Origin of the sequence: Halorubrum salipaludis (assembly GCF_002286985.1) — an archaeon.
In the GTDB taxonomy this organism is placed as follows: Archaea; Halobacteriota; Halobacteria; order Halobacteriales; family Haloferacaceae; genus Halorubrum; species Halorubrum salipaludis.
In genome coordinates this window covers 66,320-88,758 of the sequence record NZ_NSKC01000002.1, presented here as the reverse complement: position 1 = coordinate 88,758, position 22,439 = coordinate 66,320, and the positions used below count along the sequence as shown (strand labels likewise).

The following is a 22,439-nucleotide window of genomic DNA, read 5'->3' as shown; positions in this document are numbered from 1 at the left end:
GGATGAAAAGCGAATCGTCACGGTCGCCTCGGAGTCAGACGTACTCGCCCGTCTCCTCGTCTTTCCGCTCGTCGAGGTACTCGTGGGCGTCCTCGAGGATCTCCCGGGGGCCGTTCTGCGTGATCGTGTTGAGCGCTTGGTCGTAGTCGCGCCACTGCAGGTCGCGGTGCTCGTTCGAGATCTCGGCGCTCGCCTCGAACGAGCGCGCGATGAACAGGTGGACCGTCTTGTGGATGGTCTCGCCGTTCGCCTCGAACACGTAGTCGTACTCCTTGCGGAAGCCGTCGATCAGCCGGAAATCCTCGATCCCGGCCTCCTCGCCGACCTCCCGTATCGCCGTCTGCTGGAGCTCCTCGTCCCCCTCGACCCCGCCTTTGGGGAACTCCCAGTCCCCCGGCCGGCTCTTCAGGAGCAAGTACTCCCGTTCGCCGCGGGTGTCGCGGAAGAGGATGGCTCCAGCGCTTGTCGCTTCGACCGTCATTAGCGTCAGGTAAGCAACCACCCCTAAAGAGGGTGTCGGAGTCGCGAACGCACCGGGCGTTACGGCCCTCTTCGACCGATCTGCGCGGCGTTAGACTCCGGCGTCGTGGTTTTTATACAGCCCCCTCGGCGGTGGATGTAGCGCCCGCGCTCGGTAGGTGCGTTTTTACTCCTCGGGCGACCATACCCGGACGACCCCCAGCCATGACCTTCGTCACGAAACTCTCCTTCGCGTCCGGCGACCGCGACGTGCTCGCCGAGACCGTCCAGGAGCTCAAATCGACGCTCGAACGCAAGGGCGCCGAGTGTAAGGGCCCGCACGCCACGCCGGCGGAGACCGTCCGCGTCCCCCTCTACAAGCGGCTCCGCGCCGGCGACGAGTTCTCGCCGTGGAGCTACGACGTGTACAAGCGCTCGATGGAGATCCACGGCTCGGACGACATCGCCCGCGAGGTCGTCGCCCGCGACTTCCCCGATTCGATCCACGTCGAGGTTGAGGTCGACCAGAAGAAGCCGCTCGGGCACCGTCGCGACTGAGCTTCGACCCCCCGCGAAGCCGGCGACTCAGTCGTCGTCGCCGGTCGCGACGATCCGCTCGCCGGAGACGAACCACCCGTCGTCGTTCGCGCGCTCCGCGACCTTCGGCTGGAACACCCACGCCGTGAGCGCCAAGATTGGGATCATCGACGCGCCGACGATCGCGTAGCCGACGTGGAGGTTCGGGAGGAACGCGGCGGAGAAGGCGAGCGGGTAGACGACGCCCCCGACCGTGCCGATCCCGCCGACGATCCCTGCGACCGACCCGGAGTTGTCGGGGAACATCGCCGGCACCTGCGCGAAGATCGCGCCCTCGGAGAACGCGCAGCCGACCCCCACGAGGAAGCCGGCGCCGACGGCGACGTAGATGTTCCCGGTCAGGCCGGCGAGCGTCATGCCGAACATCGACAGCACGACGAACGACAGCGTGGCGAACGTCCACTGGTTGCGGTACTGCCCCTCGAAGAAGGGGAGCAGCTCCGTCTCGTTGCGCGCGACGCGGTCGCTGACGTACCCGCCGATGGGGCGTAAGAGCCCGGCGGCGACCGAGAAGGAGGCGGCGAACGTCGCCGCGATGACCACGTCGCCCTGGCCGAACGCCTCGCGGTAGTAGGTCCCGAGCCAGCCGTTCATCGCGAGTTCGAGCCCGAACGTCATCACGTACGCCACGGAGAGGACGACGGCGCCGTAGCGGGTGGCGATGAACCGCCACTGGTCCCAGCTCACGCCCGCCTTCGTCGCCTCCCGCTTCGCCTCGCTCTTCGCGGCCGCCCCGAAGACGTAGTAGACGGTCCCGAGCAGCACGGCGAGCACGCCCGTGTAGAAGAACGCCGCCCGCCAGTTCGACGAGGTGGCGAGGAACGCGGAGCCGAAGATCGGGTCCGCGTAGGCCTCCCCGAAGATCCGCGGGAGCGTGAAGTACGCCCCCAGTCCCGCCCCGGCGTTGCCGATCCCGGCGAAGATCCCCTCGGCGGTGCCGAGGTTCTCCTCCTCGAACCACTCGGCGACGTGCTGGATCCCGATGACGAACGTGATCCCCGACAGCGACGCGACGATCCGCGACCCGATGAACACCTCGTACGTCTGGGAGAACGCGCTGACGATCGCGAACGTCCCGACGGTCACGAGCGTGACGCCGCCCGTGACGTTCGCCCCGAACCGGTCGGTCAGCGGTCCGATGACGATCCGACCGAGCGGGACAGCGATCACCGCCGCGCTCGCCACGATCCCGAGCTGTTGGACCGAGAGGCCGAACTCCTCGGCGATGCCGCCGGTGAACGGCGCGAACGAGAACCAGATCACGAACCCGAGGTTGAACATTGCCGTCGCGAGGATGAGGTTCCGGTACTTCCCGTACAGCAGGTCGGTCGCTTTCACCGCGAGTCACCTCCGGTCGAACGGTCCAAGGAACCGGCACGCTCGCCGGACACGATCGCCCGATCGACCGAGCTCTCGCCCCGGAGGACACCGCGCGCCGAGAGTTCGACCGAAACGGAACCCGGATCGCACACCAATTGCGGATTGAATTGGGTGAACATGGTATTTCGTACAAGACAACAACACATACCAGATATTAATAAACGGATCGGTTGACAAATAATTATTTTTAGGACTGCGTGCTGTACCATTCCCAAGAAGCGCGCTTATAGAGAATTATTCTCTTAGACGAAAATGAAATTAAAAAAATCCGAACGTTATTCACATATTCTCGGAAGAACGAATCTACCTCGGACCGCTCGCTGATCTGTTTTAGTTCTTTAATCGCGATTGCATGTGAACACGACCCACGGACACGCCGGTCGACGGTGGGAGGCCCGGTCGTCAGACGAGCGTTTCGACTCGGCTCGTCACGGACGGCGCCAGGCATGGAGGTAAGAGACGACGCGAACGGGTAGCAAAACGCGATCGGCGGCGGGCGAGCCCGGTCAGGGGTGGGAGCCGGTCCCGTTCGGCTGGCCCGAACCGCCGACGATCTCGGTGGCCATGCGGTCGGGGGCCCGCAGCGCGACCGCGCACTGCTTGAGGTTCGGCTCGGCCGAGTCGGGGTCCGCGGCGGACAGCGTGAGCCGGTTCGTCGCCGGGTTGTGGACCGGGAGCCAGACGAGCCCCGGCGGCACGTCCGCGTCGGGGGCGACCCGGACGGTCACCGCGGAGCGACGGGACTCGATCACCGTCTCGCCCCGGTCGAACGCCCGAAGGTTGTCGGCGATCGTCTCGGGGTGCATCCGCGCGGCCGTCGCGCTCTCGTCGTCGCCGTCGGGCCGGGTCCGGACCCCGGTGTTGTACGCGTCCGGACGCCGACCGGTGGTGAGCGTGAGGGGGTACGCCTCGTCGATCGGCTCCGGGATCCCCCCGTGGGACGCGTTCGAGAACCGCGCTCGGCCCGAGTCGGTCGGGAACGACCACGGGCCGTCGCCGTCGGGGACGCCGGCGGCCGCGGCGCCGACGCCCCCCGCGTCGCCGTCGTCCTCGGAGCCCCCGGCGTAGTACCGGTACCCGCCTTCGGCGGTCTCGTCCGAGGCCGGCCACCGGACGGCCAGGTCCTCGGAGAGCCGCCCGTAGGAGATCCCGGAGAGGTCGGCCGTCGTGCCGCGCGTCAGGGCGGCGACCTCGTCGAACAGCGCCTCCGGATCGAGGCGCGTCGACTCGAACAGCTCGGGGACGATGCGGTCGGCGACGGCGCCGATGATGTCTACGTCCTGTCGAACGCCGTCCGGCGGCTCTCGGGCGGCCGTGACCCGCGAGACCCGGCGTTCCATGTTCATCACCGTCCCCTCGGACTCGCCCCACGTCGCCGCCGGCAACACCACGTCCGCCAGCTCGACGGTGTCGGAGCGGAACGCGTCCTGGACGATCAGGAACGCGTCCTCGAGCGCGCTCTCGACGTGGTTGGCGTCGGGCATCCCCGCGGCCGGGTTCGTCGCCACCGTCCAGCAGACGTCGACGTTGTCGCGCGCCAGCTCGTCGATGATCCGCACGAACCCCGGGCCGGACGAGTCGGGGAGCCGGCTCAGGGGAACGTCCCAGGCGTTCGCGATCGCCTTGCGGTGCGCCGTGTCGCCGAACGGTCTGTACCCCGGCCACGACGACTTCGACGCGCAGACGCGGTTCCCCATCGAGTTCGCCTGTCCGGTCAGCGAGAAGGGGCCGCTGCCGGGCCCGAGGTTTCCGGTGGCCAGACAGAGGTCGATCAGCGAGCGGGCGGCTCCGGTCCCCTGCACGCTCTGGTTGACGCCCATCCCCCAGTAGACGAGGGTCCGAGCGTCGAACGCCGCGGCCAGCTCGGAGATCCGATCGACGGAGACGCCGGCGGTCTCGGCCGCGACGTCGACGTCGGGCAGCGATCCGACCACGGCCTCGAACCCCTCGGTGTGTCGCTCGACGAACTCCCGATCGACGAGGTCGTCGTCGACGGCCCGCGCGAGCACGGCCCGCGCCAGCGCCAGATCGGTCCCCGGCTCAGGGCGGACGTGCAGGTCGGCGTCGGCCGCCGTCTCGCTCTCGACGGGGTCGACGACGATCAGCTCGCCGCCGTCGTCGCTCGCGCTGTCGGCGATCCGGCGATACAGCACGGGATGGGCGATTTTCGGGTTCGCGCCCCAGATCACGTGGGTCTCGGCGTCGGGAACGTCCTCGTAGGTCGGCGGCGGCGCGTCGCTCCCGAACGCCTGCATGTACGCCTGCACCGCCGAGGCCATACAGAGGGTGGTGTTGGCGTCGTAGTGGCGGGTGCCGAAGCCGCCGCGCGCCAGCTTCCCCAGCGCGTACGCCGCCTCGTTCGTCTGCTGCCCGCTCCCCAACACCGCGACGTTGTCGTTGCCGTTCCTGAGCGCCTCGATGATCCGCACCGAAACGGTTCCGAGAACGGTGTCCCAGTCGGTCGGCCGGAGCGTCCCGCCGCGCCGGATCAGCGGCTGGGTCAGTCGTTCGCCGCTCGGATCGACCGTCTCGCGGACCCCGCGGCTGCAGGTCTCGCCCCCGTTCGTCGGGTGGTCGTCGTCGCCGCGAACCTCGACGAGATCCCCGCCGTCGCCGGCGCGCTGTCGGTAGCCGCAGCCGACCGCGCATCGCATACAGGTCGTCGGCTTACGATCAGTCATTGGCGGGTACGCTGCGTGATCGTCTCGATCGAGTAGGTGTTAACGGACATTCGTGTGCTGTTCTCGGATCGGTCTGGCTCTCCGTTTCCCCTCATCCGGGATAATTCTTTTTTCGCATGAACAACCGTGTAGTATACTGTCGCCGGGCGCTCGGCGCCGGCCCGGTAACCCGGCCCGACGGGGCGACCGAACGCCGGCTGAATGGCGACGGGTCGGCCATCAGTCGTCCGTCGCGGCGGGTTCGCCGTCCACGGTGGGCTGCCCCTCGTGGACCAACGGGTTCGACCGCTGCGGCGCCCGCACGTCGACCGCGCACTGCTTGAGGTTCGGCTCGTCGGACTCGGGATCGACGACCGGGAGCGTGAGGGCGTTCACGGCCGGGTGGTGGATCGGCAGCCACACCACCCCCTTCGGCACGCCGTCGTCCGGGTTGACCGCGATCGTCGCCGACCCCCGCCGCGACGAGACGACCGTCGTCCCCCGGTCGAACGCCTCGATGTACTCCAGCGTCGTCTCCGGATGGATCCGCGCCGTCGGGGGCGCGTCGGTCTCGGCGCCGCGGCTCCGGACGCCGGTGTTGTACGCGTCGGCCTGGCGACCGGTCGTCAGCGTCAGCGGGAACTCGTCGTCGGTCGGCTCGGCGAGGCCGTCGTGGGTCCCGGTCGAGAAGCGCGCGCGACCCGACGGCGTGGGAAACTCCCAACCGTCCTCCTCGACGTAGCGGTAGCCGCCCTCCTCGTCCGGCGACGGGGCGGGCCACCGGACCGCGAGCTCCGCCTCCAGCCGGTCGTACGAGATCCCCGACAGGTCCGCGGCCGTCCCCGCCGTCAGCTCGCGCAGCTCGTCGAACACCGACTCCGGCGAGACCGCGTGCCGCGGGAACAGCTCCCCGTCGATCGCGGCGCCGATCGCGACGATGATGTCGAGGTCCTGTTTGATCTTTGGGGAGGTCTCCGTGGCGGCGCGGACCCGCGAGACCCGCCGTTCCATGTTGGTGGCGGTCCCCTCGGACTCGCCCCACGTCGCCGCCGGCAACACCACGTCCGCCAGCTCGACGGTCTCGGTCCGGAAGGCGTCCTGCGCGACGAGGAAGGTGTCCTCGAGGGCGCTCTCGACCTCGCTCGCGTCCGGCATCCCCGCGACCGGATTCGTCGCCACCGTCCAGCACACCTCGGGCGGCCCGTCCGCGACGGCGTCGACGATGCCGACCGGTCCCGGCCCCGGGTCGTCCGGGAGTCGCTCCCGGGGGATTCCCCACGCGTCCGCGATGAACCGCCGCTGTTCCGGATCGGTGAACTCGCGCTGGCCGGGCCACGTCCCCTTCGACGAGCAGACGCGGGTCCCCATCGAGTTCGCCTGTCCGGTCAGCGAGAAGGGGCCGCTCCCGGGCCGGAGGTTCCCCGTCGCGAGACAGAGGTCGATGAGCGCCCGCGATGTCGCGGTCCCCTGCACGCTCTGGTTGACGCCCATCCCCCAGTACACCAGCGTCGGGTCCGTGAGGGCGTCGGCGACGCGCTCGACCGTCTCGACCGTGACGCCGGCGGCCTCGGCCGCCTCCCGCACCGGCGGCAGCGAGTCGACCGTCGCCTCGAACCCGGTCGTCGCCTCGGCGACGAACTCGCGGTCGACGCCGCCGTCGGCGACGACCTGCGCCAACACCGCCCGGGCGAACGCCAGGTCGGTTCCGGGGTCGACCTGCGCGTGCAGGTCGGCGTCGTCGACGGTCTCGCTCTCGACGGGGTCGACGACGATCAGCTCGCTGTCGTCGTCGCTCGCGCTGTCGGCGATCCACCGGTACATCACCGGATGCGCCACCGCGGGGTTCGCGCCCCAGATCACGTGGGTCCGGGCGTCGGGGATGTCCTCGTACGTCGGCGGCGGCGCGTCGCTCCCGAACGCCTGGTAGTAGGCGGTGACGGCCGACGCCATACAGAGGGTGGTGTTGGCGTCGTAGTAGCGGGTGCCGAAGCCGCCGCGCGCCAGCTTCCCCAGCGCGTACGCCGCCTCGTTCGTCTGCTGCCCGCTCCCCAACACCGCGACGCCGTCACGCGATTCGGCGAGCGCGTCCTCGATGTGCTCGACGACGGTGCCGATCGCCGTCTCCCAGCTGGTGGGGACGAGGGTGCCGTCCTCCCTGATAAGCGGTCGCGTCAGCCAGTCCCCGTCGGGGTCCGCGGTCTCGCTGACCCCGCGGTGACAGGCGAGGCCGCGGTTGACCGGATGCGACGCGTCGCCGCGGACGGTGTCGAGCCCGTAGTTGTTGGTGTACCCCTGCTGGAGGTGCCCGCAGCCGACCGCACACCGCATACACGTCGTCGGCGTCCACTCGCTCATCGGCGGTGCGACTCCGCTGTGGTGATTCCGCGCCGCGCCGAAGCGGCCGATCCGCCGGCGGTTCCGATCCGTGACCGGTCCGAAATAGGTGGCCCGCACACGTAGTGTGGCATCAGTTGCTTTCTGAATACTACATACCTGATTACCAGTATAACTGTTTTGGTATGGATAAATTAGCGGTGTTTCAAAAAAGAACGGCTAGTTATTCGGTTTATTTCTAAATAAACACGCACACGCTCGTGCGAGCGAGTGTCGGACGCACACGCGGTGCCAGGCGCCAGCACACGCGAGGCGGGGCTATCCCGATCGATCCCCGCCTCGATCGAGATCGAGGCACTCCTCTCGAACGGGCTCCCACCCCGGACAGCTTCCCACCTCGAAGGGCGCCCGTCCCCGACGAACGACCCTCGCCGCGAACGCGGCCCGCGAGATCGACACCGACCTCGACAAGTTCGCCCGATCCGCACCTCCGAACCGGGCCGAGGCAACCTCGATCCGAGTCGATCCGCGGCCGGATTTGCATTCGTGAATTTCTGTCTGCCTTCGCTACCGCATATATAATTTCTCTCCTTAGAGATGGAAATATATCTCGCTCTGGCGGCCGTCTTTTCGATCGCTCCGTTATCAGCCTTATTTTGTGATTTTATAAAAGCCGAACTATTTTATGGTGTCCTATAAATTTCTAACCGAGATGACCCACCATTCGGCCAATATAGATGCGAAACGGTTCCGGACCAACGAGGAGGTCGATCGCTGATGGCCAACAAAAAGGAGGACTGGAAATCCGAGATGTACGGCGACGAAGTGCGGGAGAAGCTCTTGGAGTTCGCAGAGACCGGGTTCGAGTCGATCCCGGAAGACGAGCGCGAGAAGTGGTTCACCCGGTTCAAGTTCTGGGGGGTGTTCCACCAGCGCTCGGGCCAGGAGGGGTACTTCATGATGCGGCTGACGAACGCCAACGGGATCTTAGAGCCCGGGCAGCTCCGCGCGATCGCCGAGGTCGCCCGCGACTACGCGTCGGGGCCGGTGTCGAACCCCGAGTTCGGCGACGGGTGGATCGACCTGACGACGCGGCAGTCGATCCAGCTTCACTGGATCAAGCTCGAGGACATCCCGGAGATCTGGGAGAAACTGGAGTCGGTCGGCGTGACCACCCGGTCGTCCGGCGGCGACACGATGCGGAACATCTCCGGCAGCCCGGTCGCCGGCAAGGACGCCGACGAGGTGATCGACACGCTCCCGCTGCTCGAACGGTTCCAGGAGGAGATCCGCGGCGACGACGCCCTCAGCAACATGCCCCGGAAGTTCAATATCAGCATCTCCGGGACCCCCGAGGGCGGCGCGCAGGACGCGATCAACGACATCGGCCTCGAACCCGCCGAAAAGGAGATCGACAGCGTCGAGGGAACCTCGACGGGCAGCCGGACGGAGTCCGGCGACGGCGAGGAGACGCTCGGCTTCAACGTGCGCGTCGGCGGCGGGCTCGGCGGTCGCGAGCCGCGGGTCGCTCGCCCGCTCGACGTGTTCGTGACCCCGGACGAGGCGTACGAGGTCGTCCGCGGCTTCGTCGAGCTGTACCACGACCACGGCGACCGGCAGGTCCGCGCGAAGAACCGCTCGCGCTTCTTCGTCGACGAGCACGGCACCGAGTGGATCCGCGACCTGCTCGAGGAGGAGTACGTCGACGCCGACCTACGGACCGCCGGCGAGGACATCCGCAACGAGTACACGTACAACGCCGGAGCGACCGACGACGACGGGAAGAAGGACTTCACCGGCGTCCACGAGCAGGGCGACGGGCGGCGGTACGTGGGCCTGAGCGTCCCCGTCGGTCGGCTGCCGGCCGAGGAGGCGATCGAGCTCGCCGACCTCGCCGACGAGTACGGGTCGGGCGAAGTCCGGCTCACCCGCCGGCAGAACCCCATCATCGTCGACGTCGAGCCCGACGACGTCGACGACCTCCTCGCGGAGCCGCTGCTCGCGAAGCACCGCCCCGAGCCGAACCCGTTCGTCCGCGGCGCGATGGCCTGTACCGGCACCGAGTTCTGCTCGATCGCGCTCGTCGAGACCAAGACCCGGATGGCGACGATGCTCCGCTGGTTCCGGGAGAACGTCGACCTGCCGGCGGACGTCGACCAGCTGAAGATCCACTTCTCCGGCTGTACCGCCGACTGCGGCCAGGCAAACACGGCGGACATCGGCCTGCTCGGCATGCGGGCGCGGAAGGACGGCGAGATGGTCGAGGCGGTCGACATCGGCGTCGGCGGCGGCATGGGCGAGGAGCCCTCGTTCGTCGACTACGTCCAACAGCGGGTGCCCGCCGACGAGGCCCCCGGCGCGATCCGCAACCTGATCGAGGCGTTCGCGGAGCGCCGCGAGCCGGGACAGACGTTCCGCGAGTGGGCGGACGCGACCGACAACGAGACGCTCGCGGCGCTGTGCGAGCCCGAGGAGACCGACTACGCGGACCCGACGCTCACCGACGCGAAGCAGTCCTGGTACCCGTTCGCCGAGGACGGCACGACGGCCGCGAATCCGGGGGTGGCCTCGTCGGATGACTGATCACGCGATCGGTCCGAGGACGGACGACGCCGCGACCGCAACCGAGGAGCCGACGACCGGTACCGAGGACCCCGCAGGGGACCGCGCCCAACACGCGTCGGCTGACGTCGCGCCGGAGCTGTTCGGCTGGTAACTCGGGGACGACGCGACCGTAAATCCACTTCTGTTCAATAGATGTACGACGAAATTCTGTTCCCGACCGACGGCAGCGAGGCATCGAAGCGGACGTTCCCCCACGCGGTGAGTCAGGCGGAGGCCTTCGACGCGCGGGTCCACGTCCTCTACGTCGTGAACACGACGTACGCCGGCGTCGGCGCCGGCGGCAGCAAGAACGTCAACTCCCTCCGCGCCGAGGGCGAGGAGGTGATAGAGGAGTTCGAACGGCGGCTGAGCGACGAGGACGTAGAGGTGGTCACGCGGATCGAAGATGGTGACCCCCACGCGAAGATCACCGAGTACGCCGACAGCGAGACCGACATGATCGTCATGGGGACCCGGGGACGCAGCGGGATCGAGAAGTACCTGCTCGGCAGCGTCGCCGAGAAGGTCGTCCGGACCGCCGACGTGCCCGTGTTCACGGTGCGAACGCCCGAGTAGTTCCGGACGCCCGAGTAGTTCGGGGCCGCCGTTTCTCACGCCGGCCGGAAGGCCCATGTCGCTTCCCGCCGTCCGGCCGGGCATGAACGAGCGGATCACGTCGGTGACCGCGTACACCACGCTGGACCTCGTCGACGGGGCGGCCGTCGGCTACGACTGGACCGAGGAGGGCTCAGGCGTGTTGAACGTCACCGCATCGGACGGCGATTCCGACCGCGTCGAACTGCAGTTCGAACTCGACGGCCTCGATATCGATCGCCTTCCGAACCACGCCGACAGGGTCGACCTCACGCCCGAGCAGGCCCGGACGGTCGCGGCCGCGCTGACGCGGTACGCAGACCGGGTGGAGGAGGGCGAGGACGACTGAGAGGCCGACCTCGGAGCGGGGAGCGCGAAACGAGCGAGTCGCACCGTCACGCGATCGTTTAAGCCCGATCGCGGCCTCCCACCGGTATGAGCGCTCTCGACGACGCGTACCGCGCGTTCCGCCGCGACCTGCACCGCCACCCCGAGCCCGCGTGGCGCGAGTTCTACACCACCGCCCGGATCGTGGAGGAACTCCGCGAGCGCGACCTCACGGAGCTACACGTCGGCCCGGACGCGCTGGCGACCGACGACCGCATGAACGTCCCCGACGACGAGGAGCTCGCGGAATGGGAACAGCGCGCACTCGATGCGGGCGCGGACCCCGAGATCGTCGACCGGCTCTCCGGAGGGTACACCGGCTGCGTCGCGGTCGCCGAACGCGGGCCCGGTCCCGTGATCGGGCTTCGCGTCGACATCGACGCCCTCCCGGTGACCGAGTCCGCGGACGCCGACCACGTCCCCGCCGCCGAGGGGTTCCGGTCGGAGCGCGAGGGGTACATGCACGCGTGCGGCCACGACGCGCACGCGACGATGGGGCTCGGGACCCTCGACGCGGTGCTCGACTCCGACTTCTCCGGCACGCTCAAGGTGTTCTTCCAGCCGGGCGAAGAGCAGGTCGCGGGCGGCAAGCCGATGGCGGAGTCGGGACACCTCGACGACGTGGACTACCTCTATGCGGTCCACGTCGGCTTAGATCACCCCTCCGGCGAGGTCGTCTGCGGCGTCGACGGGTTCCTCGCCGTGCGCCACTTCCTCGCGGAGTTCACCGGCGAGCCGGCCCACGCGGGCGCGCGTCCCGAGCAGGGCCGGAACGCGGTGCAGGCGATGGCCGCGGCGGTCCAGAACCTCTACGCGATCCCCCGGCACGCCGACGGCCCGACCCGGGTGAACGCCGGGATCGTCGGCGGGGGGACCGCGACGAACGTCATCCCCGAGGAGTCGCTCATCGAGGGCGAACTCCGCGGCGCGACGACTGAGCTCGCCGAGTACATGTCCGATCACGCCGACCGAGTCTTAGAGTCGGCCGCCGGGATGCACGACTGCGAGGTCGCGGTCTCCACGAAGGGAGAGGCGCCCAGCGCGACGAGCGACGACGCGCTCGCCGGGATCGTCGGCGAGGTCGCAAGCGGAGTGGAGGGGGTCACGGAGATCGTCGACAGCGCCGACTTGGGCGGGTCCGAGGACGCGACGTACCTGATGCAGTCGGTCCAGAAGCGCGGCGGCCTCGCCTGCTACGTCGGCGTCGGCACCGACCACCCCGGCGGCCACCACACGAGCACGTTCGACGTGGTCGAGGGCGACATCGCGGTCGGGATCGACGTGCTCGCGGGCGCGATTCGCCGGGTCGCCGAGACGCGGCCCTGAGACGGAGCGCGGGAGCGACGCGGAGCCGCGACAGGCGGCCCGATGACCGGCGCGGGGGGAGGGGGCTACTCCGTCGCTTCCGTCCCTTCCGTCGACTCCGTCATCTCCTCGCCGCACTCGGGGCAGTGATCGTGCGGGTCGTCGAACCGCTCGTCACAGGCAGGGCACCGGAACGTCTCGGCGTTTTCGGCCGCGTTCTTCGCGGTCTGCTTGAACGTCTCCACCTGCCGGCCGAGTTCGGTGAACAGTCCCATCGGTCCTTCGACCAACGGAGCCGCGAGACAAAAGCGTTCGCCGGATCGGCCGGGCGAGAGGCGTCCGACTCGTCAGTCGGGCGAGAGGCGCGACTCAGTACTTCGCGTCGGCGCCGGTCGTCTCGTAGATCCGGTCCATGATCGCGTCGCGCTCGCTGGTCCAGTTCGCCATCGCGGCGGGGCTGGTCGGATACGACTCGTAGTGGCCGAGCAGCTCGTCCGCGAGCGTCTTCGTCTGGTAGAAGTTCCGGATCGTCCCCCAGTACCCGAAGCTCTTGATCGCGGCCTTCACCTTCAGCCCGAAGGACATCGAGGTCGACCCCTCGTACAGCGCCTCCGCGAGCTTCTCGCCCGGGAGCGCCGAGAGCAGCCCCATCAGGTCGTCGACGTCGACCGCGGTCGAGAGCACGTTGTACACGTCGAGGCCGGCGTATCGCCCGCCGAAGTGGTCCATGACGCGGGTGTTGTACCGCCAGAGGTTCTCCTCGCTCACGTCGCCGTCGGAGACCGCCTTCACCGCCTGCTCGCCCGCGTACTTGCCAGCGTACGCCGCGCCGGCGATGCCGCCGCCGGTGGTCGGGTTGACGTGGCCCGCGGCGTCGCCGACCGCCATGTACCCCGGCGCGACCGCCGAGTCGTACGGGCGACGGGTGGGGAGCGCGGCCCCGAGCTTGTCTTTGACCTCGGCGCCCGCGAACTCGTCGCGGTTCCGGAGGTCGCGTTTCAGCGCCTCGACGAGCTGCATCGGCTCCTCGTTCATCTGGAACCCGAGCCCGACGTTGATCTCCGTGCTCGTCCGCGGGAAGTACCAGAGGTAGCCCGCGGCGCGGTCGGTCGCCTTGAACACGAGGGCGTCGTCCCACTCGACCGGCTCCGGCACCTCGACGATCTCGCGGTACGCCGAGCAGAACTGCGAGTACCGGACGTTGGTGTCGAACGTCGTCCCCTCGAAGTCCGCCTTGTCCTGTAACAGCGACAGCGCCCCGGCGCCGTCGATGACGATGTCCGCCTCGTAGGTGACCGGGTCGCCCTTGCGCTTCGCGCGCAGTCCCGTGACCCGACCGCCGTCGGTCTGGATCACGTCGTTGATCACGGTGTCGTAGTGGAAGTCGACCCCGGCGTCCTCGGCGCCCGAGATGATCTGTCGCCCGTACTCCCACCGGTCGATGACGGCGAGCTCGCCCGGAACGGGAATTTCGAGGACCGTGTCCTCCTGCGGGATCTCGAAGCGACCGTGGTCGACGCCCGTGTTCGTGAACGCCGGCTCCAGCCGGTCTTTCGGGATGGCCTCCGGGAAGGCGTCGGCGCCCTTCAGCGCGTCCCCGCAGGCGATGTGGCCGGCCTCCTCCGCGTCCTTCCGCTCGACGATGACGACGTCGAGCCCCTCGTTCGCGATCGTCGCGGCCGCGTAACAGCCGGCGGTCCCGGCGCCCGCCACGACGACGTCGTACTCGTCGATGCTCATACCACGTGCGTGGTCGCCCCTGTGGCAAAACTCTTTGTTCCCGATTCGGTCGCTTTCGGACCGACACGTGCGACCCGGACCGCCGATCGGCGACGCCCCATCGGCCCCCGTTCGGGGCCCGTTTTAATTCGGTCGAGGCCGTGAGACCCCGTATGACGGGGCTCGACCACGTCGACACGGACCGCCTCCGAGAGTGGCTCTCTGAGGTTCGCCGGGGAGAGACCGTGGCCGCGCTGATGCTCGCCGTCGCCTACGACAAGGGGATCGGCGCGGGCGAGCTGGCCTCCTGGTACGGGCGGTCGCCCGAGTCGGTCGAGGAGACGATTGCCGCCGTCGACTCGCCCGACCACGTCGCCGAGATCGCCCGGCTCGAAGGGGTCGACGTGGACGCGGTCGACGTCTCGTTCGCCGAGCTGTCGGATCGACCGGTCGGGGAGGCGGCGAGCGTGATCCGCGAGCACGCCGAGTGACCGTCCGGATCGACCGCTCGGATCGGTCGGCTCAGTCCTCGGTCTCGTAGTGCTCGCCCGCCGCCTCCGGGAGCCGCGTGCGACCGACCAGCGCGAGCACCAGGATGACGACCACGTACGGGATCGTCTGGACCAGCGTGTCGGGGATCGCGTAGCCGAGCTGCTGGAGCCGGATCTGGATCGCGTCGAGCCCGGCGAACAGCACGCCGGCCCCCAGCGTCCCGAGCGGGTTGTAGTTGCCGAACAGGTACGCCACGATGGCGATGAACCCCTTGCCCTGCACCATCGTCTCGCCGGAGCCGACGAACTGGCCGATCGAGAGCGCGAGCGCGGACCCGCCGACGCCGGAGAGCACGCCCGAGAGGAGCACGCCGGCGTGGCGCACCTTCGAGACGGAGACGCCCACGGTGTCGAGGGCCTTCGGGTTCTCGCCGGCCGCCCGCAGGTGCTTCCCGAACGCGGTCCGGTTCAGGGCCCACCACGACGCGAGCGTCGCGACCACGACCATCACCGCGGAGTACCGCCAGCTCACGCGCGCCCCGAGGTTCGGCGTGTTGACCCCGCCGAAGAACACCGTCGACATGAACGGCGCGAGCCCGAGGGCGATGAGCCAGACCGCGAGCCCGGCGATGATCTGGTCCGCCTTGAACTCGATACAGACGATCCCGAACACGGCCGCGAGCGCCGTCGACGCCGCGATCCCGGCGAGGAAGCCGACCCAGATGGCGGGCACGCCGAGCACCGCGTTCCCGATCCCGACGACCGAGGCGACGTAGACGGAGGCGAACGCCGAGATGATCAACAGCCCCTCCAGGCCGATGTTGATGACGCCGGACTTCTCGGCGAAGATGCCGCCGAGGCCGGCGAGCACGATCGGGGCGGCGAGCCGCGCCGTCGACGCCGCGGTGCTCGTCGAAAAGACGATCCCCGAGAGGTCGCCCGCGACGGAGTCGGGGAACAGCGTCCCCAACACCAGTAGCGCGCCGAGCACGCCGACCGTGCCCACGATCAGCGACCGCACGTAGTCGGACTCGACCAGGTCGTCGAGGACCGGTATCGAGACGTCGGCGAGGGGATTACGCATCGGCCTCACCCCCTTCGACCGCGGCCGCGTCGTCCGCCGGCTCCGTCTCTCCGGACCCGCCGGCGTCGGGACCCCTCGGACCCCGAGAGCCGAGGCCGGCGTACCGGCCGGCCATCCGGAAGAACTCCGGCATGGCCACGAACAGGATGATCAGCCCGCGCAACACGCCGACGAGCTCCGTCGGCACGTCGGTCCGGAAGCCGATCTCCAAGGCGCCGCCCTTCAGCAGTCCGAAGAGGAACGCCGCCGGCAACACGCCGAGTGGGTTGTTCCCGGCGAGGATGGAGACGGTGATCCCGTCGAAGCCGAGCGCTGGGACGGACTCGAGCCACCGGCCCTCGGACATCAGCACCCACACCGCGCCGCCGACGCCCCCGATCGCGCCCGAGAGCGTCATCGCCCGCACGGTCGTCGCCTTCGCGTTCACGCCGCCGTACTCGGCGGCGGCCGCCTGCACCCCGCTGGTGCGCAGGTCGTAGCCGAACGAGGTGTGCTCGACGAGGTAGTAGAGCCCGCCGATGAAGCCGAACCCGACGAGCAGCGCCAGCAGCGCGAAGTCGCTCGACTCCGGGAAGAACCACGGGAGGAACCGGGCGTGCTCGGGGACGTACTCGGTGGCGACGACCGACGACCCCTCGGCGCGGAACACTTCCAGCACGAGGACGTACGCGATGTTCGCCGCGATGAAGTTGAGCATGATCGTCGTGATCACCTCGTTGGCGTCGGCGTACGCCTTCAGCGCGCCGGGGATCGCGCCCCAGAACCCGCCGCCGACCGCGCCGGCGAGGGTGCCGACGACGATCAGCGCCACGCCCGCGACGGGGCCCTCCGGGAGGAACGGCGCCGCGGCGAGCACTGTCAGCGCGGTCGCCAGCGCCCCGACCACGAGCTGCCCCTGCGTCCCGATGTTGAACAGCCCGGCGCGGAACGCGACCGCGACGGAGAGCCCGGTGAAGATCAGAAGCGTCGTCTCCGAGAGCGTCAGCCCGAGCGAGAGGTTGAACGGGGTCCAGTTGGGATTGAACAGCCCCGGCTCGCCGACCGCGAAGGGGTACCCCAGCGCGCCGTTGAACAGGACGAGGTACACCTCGACCGGGTCGTAACAGAAGCCGATCCCGGTGAGCGGCATCGTCCACGCCGCGGTGCCACACTGCGCGACGCGGCCGGAGACGAGCACGATGGCGAACCCGACGACGATCGAGAGCAGGATCGCAGCGACGCTTATCACGAGGCGCTCAGCGACCGTCCGGTCGACGAACGGCGCGACGACGCGGCGGGCGATCGAGGGGAGCCGATCGGACTCGCCCGCGTCGTCGGACCCGGCGTCGGATCGGCTCACGCGTCCACCCCCGCGTCGCCGTCATCTGTTCCGGCGGCCTCCGCTTCCCCCACGGCGTCGTGGACCGCGGCCCCCTCGACGGAGTCGCCGTCGAGCGTCTCGCCGGCCATCAGCAGCCCGATCTCCTCTTCGGTCACCGTGGCGGGGTCGACGACGCCGGTGAACTCCCCGTCGTGGATCACGGCGAGCCGGTCGGAGAGCCCCTGTACCTCGTCCAGCTTCGAGGAGACCAGGAGGACCGCCTTCCCCTCGGCGCGCAGCTCGAGGAGGCGGTCGTGGAGGAACTCCGTGGACCCGATGTCGACCCCCCGGGTCGGATGCATCGCCACGACCAGCTCCGGGTCGCGCTCGAACTCCCGTCCCACGATGAACTTCTGTTGGTTGCCGCCGGAGAGCGACTCCGCCTCGGCGTCGGCGTTCGGCGGTCGCACGTCGTACTGCTCGATCACGGACTCGGCGTGGTCGCGGGAGGCGCGCCAGTCGAGCCGGCCGCCCTCGGCGAACGGCGGGTCGTGCTGGCTCCCGAGGATGCCGTTCTCGGTCAGGTCGTACGACATCACCAGTCCCCGTTCCTGTCGGTCCTCGGGGATGAACGCCATCCCGCGGTCGATGTGCTCCCGGCGGCTCTCGCCGGCCATCGGCTCCCCGAGGTAGGTTATCGACCCGTCGGTCGGCTCTCGCATCCCGGTGATCGCCTCCACGAGCTGCGACTGGCCGTTACCGTCGACGCCCGCGATGCCGAACACCTCGCCCGCGCGGACCTCGAAGGAGATCCCCGACACCGCCTCGACGCCGCGGTCGTCCTCTGCGCGCACGTCCGTCGCCTCCAGCACGCGCTCGCCCGGCTCCTGCGGCGTCGTCGCCGGCTCCATCAGTACCTCGCGGCCGACCATCATCTCCGCGAGCTCCTCGCGGGTCACGTCCTCGGACGCGACCGTGCCGACGTTGACGCCGTCGCGGAGGACCGTGATCTCGTCGGCGGCCGACAGCGCCTCGCCGAGCTTGTGCGAGATGAAGATGATCGTCTTTCCCTGATCGGTGAGCTCCTCGAAGACGCCGTAGAGGTCCTCGACCTCCTGGGGCGTCAACACCGCAGTCGGCTCGTCGAGGATGAGCACGTCGGCGCCGCGGTACAGCGCCTTCAGGATTTCGACGCGCTGTTGGACGCCCACCGAGACGTCCTCGATCCGCGCGTCGGGGTCCACGTCGAAGCCGTAGCGCTCGCTCAGGTCGACGACCGCCTCGCGGGCGGCCTCCCTGTCGACGCGGAGGCCGCCCCACGTCTTCGGCTCGTTACCAAGGACGACGTTCTCCCACACCGTCATCGGGTCGACGAGCATGAAGTGCTGGTGGATCATGCCGACGCCCGCGTCGATCGCGTCCCGCGGCGAGCGGAACGACTGCGGCTCGCCGTCGAGGAACACGGTTCCCTCGGTCGGCTCGTAGAGACCGTACAACACGTTCATCAGCGTGGTCTTGCCGGCCCCGTTCTCGCCGAGCAGGGCGTGGACGCTCCCCCGCTCCACCGCGAGATCCACGTCGTCGTTCGCGACGACCCCGGGGAATCGCTTCGTGATGCCGTCCATGTGGACCGCCGGGTTCATTCACCCGTAACTCCGCGTCGGAGCCTAAAAGAGCGCGGATTTTGCCGCGAGGCGCGGGCGATCGGCGGGCGAATCCGGACGACGAGAGCACGGAGAACCGCGGCGGTGCGGCTCCGAGCGCCGGCTCAGTTCCCGTCGGTGGTCTCCGGCACGTCGATGTCGCCGGCGATGATCGCGTCGCGGGCGTCGGAGACCGCGGTCACGACCTCGTCCGGGACCTCGCCGCCGATCTCGTCGCCGTAGACGCACTCGACGCCGTTCGACTCCAGACCGAGCGCGACCGTCTCGCCGCCCTGGTGCTCGCCGTCGATGACGTTCGAGATCGACTCGTAGACGGCGGTGTCGACGCGCTTCACCATCGACGCCAGGATCACGTCGGAGAACTCGGGCTCGGTGATCGACTGGTCGAGGTCGACGCCGAGCGCGAACCGGCCCTCCTCCTGTGCCGCCTGGAAGACGCCGACGCCCGTGGCGCCCGAGGCGTGGTACACGACGTCGGCGCCGCTCTGGTACATCGACAGCGCGGCCTCCTGACCGCCCGAGGGGTCGGCGTAGCTGCCGACGTAGCTCGTGATGACGTCGACGTCGTCGGAGGCGTAGTCGACGCCGGCCTCGAAGCCGGCCTGGAACCGGCGGATGACCGGGCTGTCGACGCCGCCGACGAACCCGAGGTTCGTCGAGTCGGAGGCCGTCGACCCCGCGCCCGCCGAGAACTCCATCTCGGTCAGCCGCGCGGCGAGCACGCCCATCAGGAACGACCCCTCGTGCTCGCGGAACAGGTAGCTCGCCACGTTCGGCTCCTCGACCACGGAGTCGACGAGCATGAAGTCCTCGTCCGGGAAATCCGGCGCGTTCTCCGCGAGCGCGTCCGTCTGGTTGAACCCGATACAGGAGACCAAGTCGTAGTCCGGGTCCGTCGAGCTCGCGTACCGCTGCTGGTACTGACCGAACTCGCCCGTGTCGGACGGCTGCGACTCGTCGTACGCGATGCCGAACTCCTCTTCCGCGTCGAGGAGCCCCTGCTGTGCCGCGTCGTTGAAGGAGTTGTCGCCGAGGCCCCCGTCGGAGTAGACGATGCCGACCGTCGCGGGCACGTCGTCGCCGTCGTCGCTCGATCCGCCGCTACAGCCGGCGAGGCCCACGAGGCCCGCCGCGCTCGCCGCCTTGAGGAACCGCCGCCGATCGAAGTCGGATGCCATGTCACCTACAACGGGGCGGCTACGCGGCATAAATTCGTCGCTCTCCCCGCCTGAGTGTTGCACGTTCGCGCGATCCCGCGGAAAGCGCGTCGCCTATTCGCCGCGATAGCCCGGAGATCGTACCCATGTTCGTGGTGTATCAGGAACGATCAGGCGGATCGCGGGCGATCCGATTTCGCGCACCGCTGAGCGGAGGGCTACTCGTCGCCGCCGACCGCGGCCACCGCGTCCTCGACGACGGCCTCGACGCCCGCGATCAGCTCGTCGACCTCGTCGCTCTCGGCGTACACCCGCACGTACGGCTCCGTCCCGGAGGGGCGGACGAGCGTCCACGAGGCGTCCGGGAACTCCAGCCGGACCCCGTGGTCGGTGTCGACGGTCGCGTCCGGGAAGGCGTCGGGCAGGGTCGTTCCCAGCCGGTCCATCACGCCGGGCTTGGCCGCGTCCGGGCAGTCGACGCTGACCTTGCGGTACGGGCGCTCCGTGATCGGCTCGCGGAGCGCGTCGAGGCCCGACTCGGCGACGAGCCGGGCGATCACAGCGGCCGACGCCACCCCGTCAATCCACTCGCCGAAGCGGACGTGGATGTGCTTCCACGGTTCCGCGGCGAAGACGACGCTGGTGTCGGAATCGATTCCGTCGTCGCCGTCCGCCGCCTCCGCGCGCACCGCCGCGATCCCCTCGTGGAGCGCGCCGAGGCGGACGCGCTCGACCCGGCCGCCGGCCTCGCGGACGCGCTCGTCGATCCGGCCGGAGGCGTTCGGCGTCGTCACGACCACCGGGTCGGCGGCGTCGCTCTCGCGGGTGTAGCGCTCGGCGAGCAGCGCGAGGACGGTGTCCTCGTGGACCACGTCGCCGTCGGCGTCGACGATCACGATGCGGTCCGAGTCGCCGTCGTGACCGATCCCGAAGGCGAACCCCTCGGCGTCGCCGGCGCCCTCGTCGGCCCCGCCGCCGGCGTCGAGGCGTCCCGGCTCCTCCACGCCCTCGTTGGCGTCGGCGACGAACGCCCGGAGGTCGCGGAGGGTCTCGGGCGTCGGCTTGCTCCCGCGGCCGGGGAAGTGGCCGTCGACGTTCCCGTTGAGCGTGACGACCTCGGCGCCCAGCTCCCGCAGGACGGTCGGCGTCGCGGGCGCGGACATCCCGTTCCCACAGTCGACCGCGACCCGGAGGCCGTCGAGGTCGTCGCCGAACCCCTCCGCGTACGCGCGGACCGCGTCGAGGTAGCCGCCGAGGGTGTCGACGCGCTCCGTCTCGGTCCACTCGTCCCACGCCGCGGGGCGCTCCTCGCCCGCGACGCGCTCCTCGACCGCCAGCTCGGCCTCCCGGTCGAACTCGCTCCCGTCCCGGAACAGCTTGATCCCGTTGTCGGCCGGCGGGTTGTGCGAGGCCGTCAGCATCACGCCGTACCGGCCCTGCGAGGCGTGCGCGAGCGCCGGCGTCGGGAGCCGCCCGGCGCGGAGCACCCTGACGCCGCCGGAGGCGAGCCCCGACTCCATCGCGGCCGCGATCGCCGGGCCGGTCACGCGCCCGTCGCGGGCGAGGACGACCTCGGCGGTCGGCGCCGCCCCGCCCTCGGCTCCCTCCTCGGCCGACCGTACCTCCGCCGCGACGGCTCGCCCGACGGACAGCGCGAGCTCCGGCGTGACCCGTCCCTCGGCGCTGCCGCGGATCCCCGCGGTTCCGAACAAGTCCATACCGCAGGTGTCGGTCGGCGGTCGTTAGAAGTCGTCGGTTGCGGGTCGCCGGGACGGTCGGTCGCGGCTCGATCCCCCGCGACGCTTAACAGGACGGCGGCCGCACCCCTCACCGATGACCGACCGAACGCGAGCACACGTGTACGTCTCGGGGCGCGTGCAGGGCGTCTACTACCGCGCGACGACGCGCGACACCGCTCGGGAGGCGGGCGTCGACGGCTGGGTGCGCAACCTCGACGACGGGCGCGTCGAGGCCGTCTTCGAGGGGCCGGAAGAGGCGGTCCGTGAGATGGTCGCGTGGTGCGAGACGGGGAGCAAGGCGGCCGACGTCGACGACGTCGACGCCACCTACGAGGCGCCGGAGGGGCTCGACGGGTTCGAGGTCAGGTGGTAGCCGGGGTCGCGGCGGGGTCAGGGAGCGACCGGATCGCCCGGCGGGTCCCGCACGCCCAGTTCCTCCAGCGCCCGCAACACCACGATCGCTTCGACCACGTCGCGCTCCTCGGTGTAGGGGTCGTCGACGGCGTCGAGCGTCGACTCCGCCTCGCGTTCGAGCCGCGCCTCCAGCTCCGTCTGGTCAGTCTCGCCCTTCACCGCCGACAGCAGCGCCTCGTGGTCCTCGCGGAGGTCCAAGGAGACGTGCGCCGCGTTACACCGCGAGAGCGGGTGCACGTCCATCTCGATCGCGAGGTCGCTCACGAGCTCCCAGTCGTCCGCGCAGAAGCGGAGCGTCACCGTGCCCACCACGTCGCGCCACGAGATCGGGCCGCCGTTCTTCATGAGGGTGAGCGCCCGCGGCGGCACCGCGATCCGTGTGTGAGTGTCGTCGCGGCCACACAGGCAACAGGGGGTGTTCTTCAGTCCGGCGTACACGGGGATCCGTAGGGGTCGGAGGGCCGTGTCGGTTTCGGTGGGATCGGATTCGTCGACCCGCCGGAGGCACAAAACGTATCCTCGAGGGTCCCGATCCGAAACGCATCGCCCTC

General features: G+C 69.6%; 20 protein-coding genes. 8 read left to right on the top strand and 12 right to left on the bottom strand.

Translation table 11 applies throughout. The features are described 5' to 3' along the window. Window positions 1-34: 34 nt before the first annotated feature. The gene (locus CK500_RS03140) at window positions 35-481 is read right to left on the bottom strand and encodes a bis(5'-nucleosyl)-tetraphosphatase (RefSeq protein ID WP_095635803.1); all 447 of its coding nucleotides are present in this window, start codon (window positions 479-481) and stop codon (window positions 35-37) included. Window positions 482-684: 203 nt separating this feature from the next. Between CK500_RS03140 and CK500_RS03135 the strand changes: the two genes are divergently transcribed. Further along, complete coding sequence (locus CK500_RS03135) at window positions 685-1,017, top strand: uS10/mL48 family ribosomal protein (RefSeq protein ID WP_095635802.1); 333 nt, start codon at window positions 685-687, stop codon at window positions 1,015-1,017. A 27-nt stretch (window positions 1,018-1,044) separates the two neighbouring features. Here CK500_RS03135 and CK500_RS03130 read toward each other — a convergent pair whose 3' ends face one another. The 3 genes from CK500_RS03130 to nasA (CK500_RS03120) form a co-directional block, all read right to left on the bottom strand. Then, complete coding sequence (locus CK500_RS03130; protein ID WP_095635801.1) at window positions 1,045-2,394, bottom strand: MFS transporter; 1,350 nt, start codon at window positions 2,392-2,394, stop codon at window positions 1,045-1,047. Between the two features lie 548 nt (window positions 2,395-2,942). Beyond that, entirely contained in the window at window positions 2,943-5,117 is a 2,175-nt protein-coding gene (gene nasA / locus CK500_RS03125) for an assimilatory nitrate reductase NasA (protein WP_095635800.1), read from the bottom strand. A gap of 219 nt (window positions 5,118-5,336) precedes the next feature. Continuing rightward, on the bottom strand, window positions 5,337-7,451 hold the full coding sequence (gene nasA / locus CK500_RS03120; RefSeq protein WP_095636236.1) for an assimilatory nitrate reductase NasA: 2,115 nt from the start codon (window positions 7,449-7,451) through the stop codon (window positions 5,337-5,339). A 756-nt stretch (window positions 7,452-8,207) separates the two neighbouring features. Here nasA (CK500_RS03120) and CK500_RS03115 point away from each other — a divergent pair. From CK500_RS03115 to CK500_RS03100, 5 genes are all read left to right on the top strand, one after another. Beyond that, window positions 8,208-10,013, top strand: a complete 1,806-nt coding sequence (locus CK500_RS03115) for a nitrite/sulfite reductase (RefSeq protein WP_095635799.1) — start codon at window positions 8,208-8,210, stop codon at window positions 10,011-10,013. Next, window positions 10,006-10,146: a hypothetical protein gene (locus CK500_RS17155; protein ID WP_158224022.1), complete on the top strand. Its 141-nt coding sequence runs from the start codon at window positions 10,006-10,008 to the stop codon at window positions 10,144-10,146. Before CK500_RS03115 ends, CK500_RS17155 begins: the two co-directional genes overlap by 8 nt. 41 nt (window positions 10,147-10,187) lie before the next feature. Then, window positions 10,188-10,610 (top strand): universal stress protein, encoded by a 423-nt coding sequence (locus CK500_RS03110; protein ID WP_095635798.1) that lies wholly within the window; start codon window positions 10,188-10,190, stop codon window positions 10,608-10,610. Window positions 10,611-10,692: 82 nt separating this feature from the next. After that, on the top strand, window positions 10,693-10,977 hold the full coding sequence (locus tag CK500_RS03105) for a DUF6360 family protein (RefSeq protein WP_095636235.1): 285 nt from the start codon (window positions 10,693-10,695) through the stop codon (window positions 10,975-10,977). Window positions 10,978-11,063: 86 nt separating this feature from the next. Then, the gene (locus CK500_RS03100) at window positions 11,064-12,341 is read left to right on the top strand and encodes an amidohydrolase (protein ID WP_095635797.1); all 1,278 of its coding nucleotides are present in this window, start codon (window positions 11,064-11,066) and stop codon (window positions 12,339-12,341) included. A gap of 65 nt (window positions 12,342-12,406) precedes the next feature. Here the strand turns inward: CK500_RS03100 and CK500_RS03095 are convergent, their stop codons facing one another. Both CK500_RS03095 and CK500_RS03090 read right to left on the bottom strand, forming a co-directional pair. Beyond that, on the bottom strand, window positions 12,407-12,595 hold the full coding sequence (locus tag CK500_RS03095) for a hypothetical protein (protein ID WP_095635796.1): 189 nt from the start codon (window positions 12,593-12,595) through the stop codon (window positions 12,407-12,409). A gap of 94 nt (window positions 12,596-12,689) precedes the next feature. Then, window positions 12,690-14,060, bottom strand: a complete 1,371-nt coding sequence (locus CK500_RS03090; RefSeq protein WP_095635795.1) for a geranylgeranyl reductase family protein — start codon at window positions 14,058-14,060, stop codon at window positions 12,690-12,692. Between the two features lie 152 nt (window positions 14,061-14,212). Here CK500_RS03090 and CK500_RS03085 point away from each other — a divergent pair, with 152 nt between their 5' ends. Continuing rightward, window positions 14,213-14,530: a hypothetical protein gene (locus tag CK500_RS03085; RefSeq protein ID WP_095635794.1), complete on the top strand. Its 318-nt coding sequence runs from the start codon at window positions 14,213-14,215 to the stop codon at window positions 14,528-14,530. Between the two features lie 31 nt (window positions 14,531-14,561). Here CK500_RS03085 and CK500_RS03080 read toward each other — a convergent pair whose 3' ends face one another. From CK500_RS03080 to CK500_RS03060, 5 genes are all read right to left on the bottom strand, one after another. Continuing rightward, the gene (locus tag CK500_RS03080; protein ID WP_095635793.1) at window positions 14,562-15,614 is read right to left on the bottom strand and encodes an ABC transporter permease; all 1,053 of its coding nucleotides are present in this window, start codon (window positions 15,612-15,614) and stop codon (window positions 14,562-14,564) included. Continuing rightward, window positions 15,607-16,953, bottom strand: coding sequence for an ABC transporter permease (locus CK500_RS03075; protein ID WP_095635792.1), 1,347 nt, complete (start codon window positions 16,951-16,953; stop codon window positions 15,607-15,609). Before CK500_RS03075 ends, CK500_RS03080 begins: the two co-directional genes overlap by 8 nt. Beyond that, the gene (locus CK500_RS03070; protein ID WP_095635791.1) at window positions 16,950-18,557 is read right to left on the bottom strand and encodes an ABC transporter ATP-binding protein; all 1,608 of its coding nucleotides are present in this window, start codon (window positions 18,555-18,557) and stop codon (window positions 16,950-16,952) included. The genes CK500_RS03075 and CK500_RS03070 overlap by 4 nt, the downstream gene beginning before the upstream one ends. Window positions 18,558-18,682: 125 nt before the next feature. Next, entirely contained in the window at window positions 18,683-19,756 is a 1,074-nt protein-coding gene (locus CK500_RS03065; protein ID WP_095635790.1) for a BMP family lipoprotein, read from the bottom strand. 197 nt (window positions 19,757-19,953) lie between these two features. Then, entirely contained in the window at window positions 19,954-21,453 is a 1,500-nt protein-coding gene (locus CK500_RS03060) for a phosphohexomutase domain-containing protein (RefSeq protein ID WP_095635789.1), read from the bottom strand. A 115-nt stretch (window positions 21,454-21,568) separates the two neighbouring features. On the opposite strand from CK500_RS03060, the gene CK500_RS03055 reads away from it, so the two are divergent. Continuing rightward, on the top strand, window positions 21,569-21,847 hold the full coding sequence (locus CK500_RS03055) for an acylphosphatase (protein ID WP_095635788.1): 279 nt from the start codon (window positions 21,569-21,571) through the stop codon (window positions 21,845-21,847). 17 nt (window positions 21,848-21,864) lie between these two features. Here the strand turns inward: CK500_RS03055 and CK500_RS03050 are convergent, their stop codons facing one another. Beyond that, window positions 21,865-22,326, bottom strand: coding sequence for a hypothetical protein (locus tag CK500_RS03050; RefSeq protein WP_095636234.1), 462 nt, complete (start codon window positions 22,324-22,326; stop codon window positions 21,865-21,867). Window positions 22,327-22,439: the final 113 nt, after the last annotated feature.

Bases quoted from the DNA above. Each gene is read 5' to 3' on its own strand.
- CK500_RS03140 (WP_095635803.1), bottom strand. From the start codon at position 481: ATGACGGTCGAAGCGACAAGCGCTGGAGCCATCCTCTTCCGCGACACC.
- CK500_RS03135 (WP_095635802.1), top strand. From the start codon at position 685: ATGACCTTCGTCACGAAACTCTCCTTCGCGTCCGGCGACCGCGACGTG.
- nasA (WP_095635800.1), bottom strand. From the start codon at position 5,117: ATGACTGATCGTAAGCCGACGACCTGTATGCGATGCGCGGTCGGCTGC.
- nasA (WP_095636236.1), bottom strand. From the start codon at position 7,451: ATGAGCGAGTGGACGCCGACGACGTGTATGCGGTGTGCGGTCGGCTGC.
- CK500_RS03115 (WP_095635799.1), top strand. From the start codon at position 8,208: ATGGCCAACAAAAAGGAGGACTGGAAATCCGAGATGTACGGCGACGAA.
- CK500_RS17155 (WP_158224022.1), top strand. From the start codon at position 10,006: ATGACTGATCACGCGATCGGTCCGAGGACGGACGACGCCGCGACCGCA.
- CK500_RS03110 (WP_095635798.1), top strand. From the start codon at position 10,188: ATGTACGACGAAATTCTGTTCCCGACCGACGGCAGCGAGGCATCGAAG.
- CK500_RS03105 (WP_095636235.1), top strand. From the start codon at position 10,693: ATGAACGAGCGGATCACGTCGGTGACCGCGTACACCACGCTGGACCTC.
- CK500_RS03100 (WP_095635797.1), top strand. From the start codon at position 11,064: ATGAGCGCTCTCGACGACGCGTACCGCGCGTTCCGCCGCGACCTGCAC.
- CK500_RS03095 (WP_095635796.1), bottom strand. From the start codon at position 12,595: ATGGGACTGTTCACCGAACTCGGCCGGCAGGTGGAGACGTTCAAGCAG.
- CK500_RS03090 (WP_095635795.1), bottom strand. From the start codon at position 14,060: ATGAGCATCGACGAGTACGACGTCGTCGTGGCGGGCGCCGGGACCGCC.
- CK500_RS03085 (WP_095635794.1), top strand. From the start codon at position 14,213: ATGACGGGGCTCGACCACGTCGACACGGACCGCCTCCGAGAGTGGCTC.
- CK500_RS03080 (WP_095635793.1), bottom strand. From the start codon at position 15,614: ATGCGTAATCCCCTCGCCGACGTCTCGATACCGGTCCTCGACGACCTG.
- CK500_RS03070 (WP_095635791.1), bottom strand. From the start codon at position 18,557: ATGAACCCGGCGGTCCACATGGACGGCATCACGAAGCGATTCCCCGGG.
- CK500_RS03065 (WP_095635790.1), bottom strand. From the start codon at position 19,756: ATGGCATCCGACTTCGATCGGCGGCGGTTCCTCAAGGCGGCGAGCGCG.
- CK500_RS03060 (WP_095635789.1), bottom strand. From the start codon at position 21,453: ATGGACTTGTTCGGAACCGCGGGGATCCGCGGCAGCGCCGAGGGACGG.
- CK500_RS03055 (WP_095635788.1), top strand. From the start codon at position 21,569: ATGACCGACCGAACGCGAGCACACGTGTACGTCTCGGGGCGCGTGCAG.